The sequence below is a fragment of the Crateriforma conspicua genome (assembly GCF_007752935.1).
GTDB classification, from domain to species: domain Bacteria; phylum Planctomycetota; class Planctomycetia; order Pirellulales; family Pirellulaceae; genus Crateriforma; species Crateriforma conspicua.
Window position 1 is genome coordinate 711,700 of record NZ_CP036319.1, and the last position, 12,229, is coordinate 723,928.

10 protein-coding genes are annotated in these 12,229 nt (G+C 58.6%); 8 read left to right on the forward strand and 2 right to left on the reverse strand.

Translation table 11 applies throughout. The features are described from left to right. The first annotated feature begins 17 nt into the window (after nt 1–17). The 7 genes from Mal65_RS02680 (at nt 18) to Mal65_RS02710 (ending at nt 10,914) form a co-directional block, all read left to right on the forward strand. Nucleotides 18–2,564 carry a serine/threonine protein kinase gene (locus tag Mal65_RS02680; RefSeq protein ID WP_145293426.1) on the forward strand — a complete coding sequence of 849 codons (2,547 nt, stop codon included), beginning with the start codon at nt 18–20 and terminating at the stop codon, nt 2,562–2,564. Beyond that, nucleotides 2,564–4,660: a hypothetical protein gene (locus Mal65_RS02685; RefSeq protein WP_145293427.1), complete on the forward strand. Its 2,097-nt coding sequence runs from the start codon at nt 2,564–2,566 to the stop codon at nt 4,658–4,660. Before Mal65_RS02680 ends, Mal65_RS02685 begins: the two co-directional genes overlap by 1 nt. A 98-nt stretch (nt 4,661–4,758) precedes the next feature. Then, entirely contained in the window at nt 4,759–6,663 is a 1,905-nt protein-coding gene (locus tag Mal65_RS02690; protein WP_196784511.1) for a hypothetical protein, read from the forward strand. Then, nucleotides 6,660–7,490: a MotA/TolQ/ExbB proton channel family protein gene (locus tag Mal65_RS02695; protein WP_145293429.1), complete on the forward strand. Its 831-nt coding sequence runs from the start codon at nt 6,660–6,662 to the stop codon at nt 7,488–7,490. The genes Mal65_RS02690 and Mal65_RS02695 overlap by 4 nt, the downstream gene beginning before the upstream one ends. Before the next feature lie 108 nt (nt 7,491–7,598). Next, complete coding sequence (locus Mal65_RS02700; protein ID WP_145293431.1) at nt 7,599–9,197, forward strand: sulfatase; 1,599 nt, start codon at nt 7,599–7,601, stop codon at nt 9,195–9,197. Nucleotides 9,198–9,206: 9 nt separating this feature from the next. Next, complete coding sequence (locus Mal65_RS02705; RefSeq protein ID WP_145293433.1) at nt 9,207–10,538, forward strand: ArnT family glycosyltransferase; 1,332 nt, start codon at nt 9,207–9,209, stop codon at nt 10,536–10,538. A gap of 67 nt (nt 10,539–10,605) precedes the next feature. Then, entirely contained in the window at nt 10,606–10,914 is a 309-nt protein-coding gene (locus Mal65_RS02710) for a hypothetical protein (protein ID WP_145293435.1), read from the forward strand. Nucleotides 10,915–11,082: 168 nt separating this feature from the next. On the opposite strand, the gene Mal65_RS27285 is transcribed toward Mal65_RS02710, so the two are convergent. Continuing rightward, nucleotides 11,083–11,208: a hypothetical protein gene (locus tag Mal65_RS27285; protein WP_261343534.1), complete on the reverse strand. Its 126-nt coding sequence runs from the start codon at nt 11,206–11,208 to the stop codon at nt 11,083–11,085. A gap of 57 nt (nt 11,209–11,265) precedes the next feature. Then, entirely contained in the window at nt 11,266–11,952 is a 687-nt protein-coding gene (locus Mal65_RS02715) for a PH domain-containing protein (protein WP_145293437.1), read from the reverse strand. A gap of 42 nt (nt 11,953–11,994) precedes the next feature. Between Mal65_RS02715 and Mal65_RS26310 the strand changes: the two genes are divergently transcribed. Beyond that, nucleotides 11,995–12,225 (forward strand): hypothetical protein, encoded by a 231-nt coding sequence (locus Mal65_RS26310; protein ID WP_165701021.1) that lies wholly within the window; start codon nt 11,995–11,997, stop codon nt 12,223–12,225. Nucleotides 12,226–12,229: the final 4 nt, after the last annotated feature.

The following is a 12,229-nucleotide window of genomic DNA, read 5'->3' on the forward strand; positions in this document are numbered from 1 at the left end:
TCGGTGATAATGGGGCGATGCGACAATTTCTTTCACGACAGTGGGTGTCCAGCGGTGGCGGCGACAAGCCGGCTGGACCGGCGGTGGACCGCGCCACTTGGGGTGAAACGTCGCAGACACGAGCAAGGTCGGGGATTTGGCCTCGACGTTGGCCGGCCTGGATGACCGTTGTCTTGGCGTTGCTGATCGGATCGGCCGTATGGGCGGTTTACTCGGTGACCGAAAGGTCCACGCGCAAGATCGCCGAAAACAATGTTTCGTCGATGCTGTCGGCCGGCGTTTCAGCGCTCCAGTTGTGGTTGATGGACCAGCGGCAGATCACCGCGGGGCTGATCGAGGACTGCGAAGCCCAGTATCCGCTGGGGGCGGCATTGGCTGCCACAACGGCTCCGGTGCAAAGCGATGATACGCCCGCGGATGCTCTGCAGGCTGCAAAGGATGTGACACAGTTCCTGAACGAACAGATCACGACGCGTGATGAAGACATCGATTGCACCGGGTGGCTGATCGTCGATGCGGACGCCACGATTCGTTTGTCATCCCGGCCCGAGTTGATCGGACGGTCGTTTGCGCGTCTGCGTCCCGGTTTGGATACCTGTTTTCGTTACGACAGCACCGTGACGCCCGCGTTGCCGTTGCCGATCCATGACGGCGATGCATCCGCGGCGATCCATTCCCGGCGTGACCTGGCGATGATCGCGTTGTCGACGATCCGCGACGGCGTCTTGCCGGTCGGGGCGTTCGGGTTGCTGTTGGACCCTGCCCATCGATTCACCGAAATCTTGTCGGTCGCCCGAATGGGCGAAACGGGGGAAACGTACGCGTTTGATAGCGATGGGGTGATGATCAGCCAAAGCCGATTCGATCGTCAGCTTCACACCCTGGGCTTGGTCGATGAAGCTTCCGGGGCCAACAGCGTTTTGCGGGTCACCATCCGTGATCCAGGACTTGATCTGCTGCACGCGTCGCCATCAGACCGCCAGCGCATTGTGCAACAGTGGGACCAGTTGCCGCTGACGAAGATGGCCGCGAAGGCGATCGACGGACGCTCGGGAATCGACGTCAACGGGTACACCGATTACCGCGGCGTCAAAGTCATTGGCGCTTGGCAATGGTTGGACGAATACGGTTTCGGTGTGACGACCGAAATGGATCACGAAGAAGCTTACCAAGCGATCGATTTTCTGCGTTTGGCGACGTGGACCCTGCTGGCGGCTTTGGCGTTGACGGTGGTGTCGTTGGCCGCGGTGTCATTGGTGTTCAGCCGATTGTATGCCAGCACCGCGGCGATGCGTGGCGCGATCCGCCGTTTGGGCCAGTACGAATTGTTCGAAATCATCGGACGCGGTGGAATGGGGACGGTGTATCGGGGCCAGCATCAACTGCTGCGACGCGACGTGGCGATCAAAGTGCTGGAACGTGTTGATGAATCCGATGACATCATCCCGCTGGCCGACAGTCGAGCGGTCGAACGGTTTGAACGCGAGGTGCAGATGACGGCCAAGCTGGGGCACCCCAACACGGTGAACGTGTACGATTATGGACGCACGGCCGAAGGCACGTTCTTCTATGTGATGGAACACGTCGGTGGGATGACCGTTCGCCAGTTGATCAAAGCCGACGGGCGACAATCACCGGGACGTGTGATTCATTTGCTGGTTCAGGTTTGTGGGTCGATCCAGGAGGCTCATCATCACGGGCTGATTCATCGCGATATCAAGCCGGGCAACATCGTCGTGGTGAACTTTGCCGGTCTGTATGACATGGTGAAAGTGCTGGACTTTGGATTGGTCCGAAACCTACAGCGGACCGATCACACGCTGACCTCGCCGACCGCGCTGACCGGAACGCCGATGTACATGGCACCCGAGGTCATTCGCAATTCCAAGCATGCCGATCGCAGCAGTGATCTTTATGCGATCGGGGCGGTGGGCTATCAGTTGTTGACCGGTGTGACACCCTATGACGCGACCGCCGTACCAGAGATCTGTGCGATGCGATTGGGCGGCGATCCCGAACGTCCGGCCGATCGAATCGGCTGTCCCCTGCCCGATGACTTGCAAGATGTGCTGATGGACTGTCTGAGCCACGACATCGAACGACGGCCGGCAACGGCGGGTGACCTGGCGGACCGTTTGCGACGTTGTGCTGACGTCGGATCGTGGACCGAAGACGATTCGCGGCAATGGTGGTCTCGTTTTGGCGACGCGTATGATTCGGCGTCGACACCCTCGGGGGAATCCGCCGTGGTGGCACAGCCCGGACGACCGATCCGCCCGATGCGTGACGTATGGGATTCCCAAAGCGATGCGGTTACCGATCCTGCGGCCAGTCTGATGTCGGGACAATGGGACGACGATGAGGGACGACCACCATCGGCATCCGAGCCGCCACGCGGGGGCGACAACACCGCACCCACCGCAGACGATTCGCGGACGTTTTCCTACAATCCGGCCGAACACGGCTTGGTCGTCGATCGACAGCCGGACCCGGCGATTTCCCCCGACTCTGCCACGACCGAATCCACCCACGGCGAAGACGACCAGACCAAGGAATCAGGCTGATGTTCGGTTGGAAACTGCGTGGCAAATCGGCGGCCGTGGATTGGCCGTCCTTGGCCGCTTTGCTGGACGACGACGACCGCCGGGCGGCGATCCAACACGATGCGCCGCAGCAGCATCGTGAAAGCTTCACGTCGGCACTTCGAAGCATCGACACATCGCTGGCCCAGCAGGTCCACGCGGCGGGCCGTCAATTGCATTCGGCCTCGGCATTGGTGGATCGTCCGACCATCGCCGTGGCGGGAATGTTGAACAGCGGAAAGACCAGTCTGGTGTCGACGTTTCTAAGCGATCAAGGCAAACGCCGGGCACTGCGTGGAATCGGCAACCACCAAGGGACGCACCGATTTGTGCTGTGGTTGCCACAGTCCTGGCAAAAAGACCCCCAGCTTTGGCAACTGCTGTTGCAACGGATCGGCGACGCTTTGGGGGCCGCGCCGGTGGATCTGGATCAGGATCCGGAAACCGCGTGGGCACAGTACAACAACACCGGCGGATCCGAAGCGGAGTTGCAAATCCCGTTGATCGCGACCGACCCGGGGTTGGATGCGGCGGGCGTCGGACTGTTGGATTGCCCCGACATCGTCTCCGATGCATCGCTTGGTTTGGGTTCGCCCGAACAACGTCGTGATTTGTTGGGAAAGGCGGCGACGTTGTGTTCTGCATTTTTGGTCGTGACGTCGGCCGAATCGTCACGCGATTCACATCTGACCGAACTGTTGAACGTTGCCGCTGATTTGATGCCCGGCGTTCCACGTGTGTTGGCGGTCAACCGTGTGCGTCCGCCTCAAACACCCGATCAAGTACACGAAGCGTTTGCTCGTGTCGCCGAGATGCACGGGGTCGATACGATCTATGCGGCCTATGATTTTGATGTCCCCAAAAGTCGTCCGTTCATTCCGGAAGATGCCACGGGCGAATTGACAACGATGGGCGATGACGGCGCTGCGGAGTTTCCCGTCTTCTATCGCGTCGATGCCGATCCGGACCAGAACCCGCCGGCCGCCATTGACCCGGATCGTTGGCTGGTCGCGTTGCCCGAGCAATTGGACCGTGGGGTCTTGTTCGATCGCTTCCAGGCGTCTCTGCAGTCCCGGTTGCAAGACTTGGTTTGCGACGACGCCATGACTTGCTTGGAAGCGTCGGCCGATGCATCGCGGAAAGCCTGTCACGATGCCCGACAGTGTTTGTTGCAAGCGGTGTTGGATTTCTTTGCACATCGCGATGTGACCGGTGAAGTCATCGATTTGCGATTGCATCAAAGCCAGCGCATCGTGCGTCAGTTGACCGAAGCCTTTGCCGATACGGCGCCCTGGTATGCCCGCTGGGGCGTTCGTTTGAACTCGACGGTTCGGCGTGTCTTTGGCGGCGTGCGAGACGTTTTGCGCCATTTGGCTCCCACCGCCATGGCACAGAAGGCGGCTGATGATGTCGCCGACAAGTTCCGGCGTGGCGAGTTCGGTGGGCTGCTGACACCGGAAAAACTGCAAAAGTCCATTGAGCGTCACGGGGGAAACACCGCCCTGTCGCATCTCGGTGACCAGGCCGATTGGAATGACGCGATCGAAACGGCGCTGCTGCGTTTTGAACAAGATGACTTCACGACATTGAATCCACGGCGACTGCATCAAGCGGCCGAAAAGATGTGGGCGGAGGTTCCGATGCGGCGCAAGCTGACCTCCGGTTTGACCCCGTTGGTCGCGTTGTTCGCTGCCTTTGCCGGTGTCTTGATGATTCCGATCGATTTCGGCGCCAACTTCATTGCCGCCGCATCGATTTCCGAATTGTTTGCCGCCGCTGGACTGACGGCACTCGCGGCACTGTGGGCGGGTGACAAAAGTCTTCGTGACGTCGGGCACCAAGCGGCGCGACAACAAATCGCGGACTTTCACGCCGTCCTGTGCGATTGCTTTGGCGTACCCCGGACCGCGGGCGGTCCAGGCGAAGCGACCGACAATGATATGATTCTGATGGTCCGGCAAAAACGGTTGCCGATGATGAAACCAGACATCATTCGACGTGACAGTGAAGGCCCGGCGTTGCGTGTGTTCCATGTTCGCGATGAATTCCGCCAAGACCTGGTGCGACAGTTCCCTTGATACTTTGGGCCATCTCTGCCTGATCCATCGATCCTTCATTCCAAGTGGTGCCCGTGTCGGCGTCTGAATCCCAGCATACTGAATGGTTGGCCTCGCCCTTGGCTGGGCCAGCGACCGACACCGCCCCCGGTGACTTGTTTTTACAACGTGTTCGACGGGCAACCCGCAATGTGTTGGGCAATACACCGTTGGGACAACAGGTCGTCGCCCTTTGCGAAGACCACGCACGGTCACGCGTCGCGATCTTGAATGATCGTGCCGGCGGTGCCGCGGTGGTTGCGGTCGTGGGGGCCACCGGTCAAGGCAAATCGTGGCTGGTCCGCCAGATGATTCGGCGTTCGGGGACTCGTGAATTGATCGCCAGCGGGAATAACCTGGACCAAGCGACCGAAAAGCTTCGCTGGATCGGGCCAATGCCTCCCGCGGATCTGGACGCGTCGAGCGAGGAATTCTTGATGTGCCCCGCCGATCAAATGGAACCGATCGGCACGCCTTATCTGATCGTTGATTCACCCGGGGCGACCGACGATCGACAAAGGATCGCCGACGTGGCGCGACGTGCGTTGGCGATGGCGACGGTGCTGGTCCTGGTCGTTCGACGCGATCAAATGCGCAGCCATTCGGTCACAGTTTTGAATCAGATTGGTGAAGGCACCATGGTTGTGCCCGTGATCAATGCCGTCCGCGACGGTGACGATTCCGTGGCCATCGACGCCGATGCTTTTCAGTCACGTTTGCGAAAGACCGCTCCCGCCAGTCTGATCGTGCGTCCGGTCATCGTGGCCGATTTCGATACCGTCGATCAGGGCGAAGACCAGGTCGGACTCCAGGCGGCACAGCAGGTTGCATCAGCGATTGAAAAGGCAATGGTCGAAAACGGACAAGCCGGTCACCGTCAAACGACACGCCTGAACGTGCTGGAAACTCGTTTTCGATCCGCGTTGCATTCCATTCTGCGCGACCGATTGCCCGGGCTCTCCGATGCCGTCCAGTCACTGCATCGCGAGACGAAGCAGATCCCTTCGCACGTTGCCGAAAGCTTGTTGGGGTCGGGCGGTTCGTTACGCGCGGTCGTCCGTTCCCGTTTGCGATTGTCGCTGATGGAGAATACGTCGGCGATCTGGTTCCCTTACCGATCAATTTTGGGCGTGCTGAATTTAACCAGCGGTGCCTGGGATCGTTTGCTGCTTTCGCTGTCCGGTTCGCTGCCATCATTGATCGGGACGATCTGGGCGGGCACCCGCAACGTGATGGAAGGTCAAAACGCGGCGTCGGAGATACGCGAAGGACTGTTGCGACGCAGCAACGCCGCCATCGATGATCGCCTGAGGCCGTTGACGCTTCACTTTCGATCCGAACTTTCAAAGCTTCGCCAGGACGCGGAACCGGGCGATGGCGATCACAGTGATTCGGCCGTGGCTTCGCTCGCGGGGCTGGATACCTTGCAAGAAGAATCACAACGCATTGTCCAGCGTTGTACGGACGCCGCGTCATGGCCCGCCTGGGCATCGACCCTTGCCGGATTGATCGGGACGACGCTCTTTTGGGCCTTGTTGGCGGGCCCGATCGTCGCGCTGTATCGGGAATACCTTTCAGCCAGCTATGGCGTGGTGGGGCAAGGATCCGGAGTGCTGGAATCGTTCCCCCATCCTAATTTTTCGATGATCCTGACCAGTGTCCTGCTATCGCTGTTGCCCACGGCCGTTTTCGCGATGTGGGTGGTGGCGATGGTTCAGCGGCGTGGAAAAGTTCATGCCGTTGAAACACAGATTCGCGACGAACACCATCACGTGATCGGACGAATGCAAAGTGATGGCGTTCTGCGGTTGCGTTGGGATGATCCATTGTTGGCCGATGCGGAATTCCTGTTGTCGATCGGTTTGAAATCGATGCCCGGCGATCGGCGTGCAAACGATCTGGGGTCACACGATCTGGGGTCACACGATCAGGCGTCAAACCATCGCCCGAATGACCAATCGGCGACGGAGGATACCGAAGTATGAACAGAGGTTTGGGTTTGTTTTGGCAATCATTGATGGGGCTGGCCCAGGCCACCAGTGACGCGGCACCGGACGACGACGGCGCCGGATTGTTCGAAATCGTCTTCAGTGGCGGATGGATCGGTCTGATCATCATCCTGGTGTTGTTCTGCCTCAGTGTGGCAGCGGCCTATCTTGTGTTCGATCAGTTCATGACGTTGCGACGTGCGGAAATTTTGCCGCCTTCGGTCGCCGACAGCGTCCGACAATCGCTATTGACCGGTCGCCTCGCCGATGCCGATGCGGTGTGTCGCCGCACACCCAGTGTCATCAGTGTGGTCCTGTTAGCAGGTTTGGCGGAACGAGAGTTCGGCTGGTCCGAGGTTGAAAAAGCCGTGGAAGATACCTTGGCACAGCAGTCGGCCAGGTTGATGCGACGCATCGAATACTTGTCGGTGATCGGAAACATCGCGCCGATGGTCGGATTGTTGGGCACGGTGACGGGGATGATTTTCGCCTTTCAACAAGTGGCGACCACTCGCGGAGCGGCCGGCGCGGGTGACTTGGCCGAAGGCATTTACCAAGCATTGGTGACGACGGTCGGCGGTTTGGTGGTCGCGATCCCGTCGCTGGCGGCGTATGCCATCTGTCGAAACCGCGTCGATTCGTTGATCGCCGAAGTGGCTCAGCAAACCGTGCACGCGTTAACCCCCATCAAGCGGCGGCCCGGCACGTCGCAACGGACGGCCACCCGGAAGTCCACCGCATCGCCGGCGTCTTCGGCGCCCGCGTCATCAACGCCCAGACCGCCCGCTGCCGCACCGGACGATCGGCCTCCGAAACGAACCTGATCATCCCAATCGCATCTCGGCGGCAGTTACACTGACGCCGAAACATCAACGTCGCTTGCGAATCGCTTTGGCGGCCCTCTCCATCACGCTTCACTGCTTGTGAATCTTATGTTTGCGAATCGATTGGATCCTCTTTGCGGCCTTCACGTGTTTTTGATCGTGGTATCGGCCTGCCTGACTTTCACCCCCAATCAGGTCGACGCCGCGGATGATCAGCGTCCCAACGTTTTGTTCATTTTGGTGGACGACCTTGGACTTCACGACTTGGGGGTCGAAGGCAGCACGTTTTACGAAACGCCCAATCTTGATGCATTGGCCAACTCGTCGATGCGTTTCACTCAGGGCTATGCCTCCTGTCGTGTTTGCAGCCCGTCACGCGCGAGCATTCAACTTGGAAAGTTCACCGCGCGGCATGGCATCACCCAGTGGATCGGTGCCGCATCGGGCATGGACTGGAAACGTGATGACAAAATGCTGCCCGCGGAGTACCTGCATTCGTTGCCACAGGAAGATGTGACGATTGCGGAAGCCATGGCCGAAGCGGGCTACACCACGTTCTTTGCCGGCAAGTGGCACTTGGGTGGCGAAGGCAGTTTGCCCACCGATCACGGGTATCAAATCAATGTCGGCGGGCATCATCGCGGAAGCCCGCCCGGCGGATTCTTTTCACCCTACAAGAACCCGGAAATGGAAGACGGTCCCGATGGCGAATCGTTGACGCTTCGCTTGGCCAAGGAAACGGTCGATTTCATGAACGATCACCGGGACAAACCGTTCTTTGCCATGTTGTCGTTTTATACGGTTCATGCACCAGTCCAGACCGAACAGCGTCGCTGGCAAAAGTATCAAACCAAGGCCCAGTCGTTGCCTCCACGTGACCATCGCTTCGAAGTCGACCGCACACTGCCGGTTCGAATCGTCCAAGACCATCCGATTTATGCCGGCATGATCGAAACCATGGACCAGGCGGTTGGCATGGTGGTCGATGCGTTGGCCGAAGCCGGTTTGGATGAAAACACGATCGTTGTTTTCACCGGAGACAATGGCGGCGTGTCCAGTGGTGACGCTTACTCGACGTGCAACCTGCCACTGCGGGGCGGCAAAGGCCGGCAATGGGAAGGCGGCATCCGCGAACCGTTCTATTTGCGGTACCCACCCATCACCGGCGACGGGATGACCAACGATGTTCCGGTCACGCACGCTGATTTTTATCCGACGCTACTGGATTTGTGTGGATTGGACATGCGTCCGGAACAACACGTCGACGGTGTCAGTTTGGTGCCATTGTTGCGGGGGCAATCCATCGCCGACCGCCCGCTGTACTGGCACTACCCGCACTATGACAACCAGGGCGGTGAACCCAGTTCGTTGTACCGCGACGGTGATTATAAGCTGATTCACTACTACGAAGACGGCCGTAACGAACTGTACGATCTGTCCAATGATCCCGCCGAACAGAACGACATTGCGGACCAGCATCCGCAGCGGGTTCAGCAAATGTACAGCCAGTTGAAGTCATGGTTGGATTCGGTCGGTGCGCTCTATCCCGAACCCGATCCCCGCTATGATCCACAGCGAACGGCGGCGAAATGGAAACGAATGCACACGATCAAGAAAGAGTCCTTGGAAAAGTCGCACGCCCAGTTTCTGGATCCCGATTGGCAACCGGATCCCACATGGTGGGGAAGCCAAGTCGTGAAGGACTAGGTCCCGTCGGTGAGCAAGACAGCGACACGTCAAGCCTTGGTCTTTATCTGCGGCTGCATTACCGCGTTGATGGTTTTTGGTGGCCACACGCTGTTGACCGGCCAGTTGTCCGGGCCTCCGCCGATCGCCGATGACCAACTGGCCTATGACAGTCTGGGCTGGGAAATTGCCAACAGCGGCATCTATCAAACGCACTATGCGTCACCGGCGTTTTTGAACGCCTACGGTGATGCGGCCGACGCCATCTTGGATTTGCACGGATCCGAGAATCCCAAACGGGTTGGCCCCTGGCCGACCGCCATGCGGCCGCCGCTTTATCCGTACCTGCTGGCGCTTGGCAATCGGATGTTGGGACGCCAGTTTATGTTTGGTCGTCTCATCAACCTTGCGGCCGCTGCGTTGACTTGTGGCATCTTGGCATTGCTTGCCGATCGCTTCGGTGGATGGCCCACGGCGGTCGTCGCGGTGGTCCAGTTTTGTTTGGTGGATGTTCGGACGCGCATGTTCGCCAGGACATTGCTGACCGAAAGCTTGGCGATGCTTGCGATCGCAGTTTTGTTCTGGGGCTTGCTTTCCCTGATGGATCGTCGCCGAACCCGGCCCTATCTCGGATGGATCACCGCTGGCATCGTTCTTGGGGTGTCCGCACTTCTTCGATCAATGTTCGTCCTGTGGATTCCCGTCATCGCAATCGGTCTGTGGCGTCGAAAACGCAACAGCGTTGGGTCGGGCACCGCGTCCGGCGAATGGATTCCGATCGCAGGCATGGTGTTGATCGCGATGTTGGTGCTGTCGCCTTGGATGGTGCGGAACTTGACGGTGTTGGACGGCTTTCAACCGCTGGGCACCCAAGGCGCGAAGGACGCGGTCGCGGGGTATAGCGATCGGTCGCTTCGTGGTATGGGACTTTGGTGGGATCCGCGTGCCGCCGGATTGTTTGATGACGTGGGGACGGACCTGGGTAGCCTGGAAACCGAAACGCAGTGGGGACGCACCAGCGTAGCCTTGGCGAAGGACTGGATTGTTTCCGATGGATACAAATTGCCGGTGCTGGCCGCGGCAAAAGTCTTCAGCGCTTGGCGACCCTGGAACTTGGGTGATCTGTATGTGTCCGCGTTTGCATTGATGGGATGGATCGCCTATCGACGCACCGAGCATGCGAATGTCGCCGGAATTCTGTGGCTGGCCTGTACGCTGGGGATCGCCGCCACTTGGTCAACGGCAGGGCGGTTCACGGTTCCCCTGTTGATGCCGATTCACTTGTTTGCGTCACTGGGCGTCGTCCATTGCTGGCGTCGTTGTTGGCAAAGCACACTGCACGAGCCATCAGCGGATGTGTAGATTGCCGACGTCAATCGTTTCGTTTCAAAACAGCTTCGATACCACCCTTTTCAACCAAGCAATCGCCATGTCACTGATTCAAAAGACTGTTGTCGCTCTGATTCTCGCTGTGTGCCTTCCGTCCGTCGGATGCCAACCGGCGAACAACCCGGGGACGTGGGACGAAGCCAAAGCGAGCGAGTACATCAAGGAACAATTGTCGCTGGAGTCAGTGGAGTTGACCAAAACCAGTGACGGATTTACGGGAACGGGCACCGATGCCGACGGTGAAACCTTTGAATTGGTGCTGACCCAACAGCCCGATCAAAATCGCTTGGAATATGATGCGACCGGATCGCGTGGAACGATGGAAAACGGTTTCTATTCGACCAATTGAAAACCGTTTTGCCACGAACATGGTCGATCCGTTTGGCAGTGTCCCATCCGGCATTCGCCACACGTGTGCTGGTCTTCAACGTCCCCCGGCAATTCATCGATCCGCGTTGTGGGGGCGTCCGATGATTTGACAGATCGATGAATTTTCGATTTGTTTTGATCGCTGGCTTTAAACCTGGATCGCACCCAACGCGACCAGGCACATGATGGCGTAACAGGCAAAGATCAAGAGTTGTCGTTGTTGCATCGATTGCTTCGCTTTCGTCTGTGTGGCGACTGATTCAGGCGGTGCCATCAAGCACACCCTTGGTGACAGGGATTCAATGGGACCTCGGCGATTGGTTGTGCCGTGTTATTGGCGTTTGCGGATGTAGTCGACGACCGCTTCGGGGTTTGGGATGTCATGAATGATGACTTCCATGTCGTCCTGGCCCGCGCTGGAAACGGCGATATCACCAAAGCGGAATAAACGCTCGAATAAGTTCTGGTCGACTTTCAAGTTGCGAACGTCTTCGTGACGAATTTCACTGGTACCGCGGTGAATGATTCCGTAACGGTAAATCATTCGTTCGTTGGTCAGTTTCAGTGAATGCATCCGGCTTTCAATCAGCCATTTCACCAGAAACACCAGCCCGATCCCCAAAAGCACGCCACCAGGAATCATCAAAGTCAGTCCTGTGATACCTTCGATGGACGATCCTGCGACTCCCAGGCCCAGGACCAGCCCGCCAATGATCGCCGCTGCGACACAGACAATCGTTCCCAAAAGGTGCCGTCGAAAGACGACGGGATGGATGACCTTTTCGATCGCTTCGTCTTCGGCCAAGTCATCGGCACTCAGAATGGTCGACGGATCGGTGTCACTGCCGTGTTTGGCGGGATAGGCTCGCGGCGGAACGACTTCAAACGGACGATCGCAGTGGGGGCAGCTGATCGTTTCACCGATCAAATGTTGTTCGATGCCGATGGTCGATTCGCAGATCGGGCAGGTGTAGACCAGGGCTCGATCTTGGGGCCTGGCTTCGGTGCTGGAAATCATGGGACCTTCGCCTGTGTGGGGTGGTGAAAGGAGGGCCGCCCTGTGCGATCCGTCCACTGGGATGCTTTGCGTGGTGCGGCCAATGGCGTGCCAATCGGCGGCGGCTCCGTAATGTTGCAAGTGTCGAGCCAAACACGCGGCCGTCCGCGTTTACGCAATTTGCGCAGCGGGAAAAAGGAGAATGTCGCCGGTGATCGTTCAATGATCGCGCGGCCTGACCGACAACCGCGCAGCAGCCATCGTCGCGGGCTGATTCACCTGTTGGTCGATTGATGGA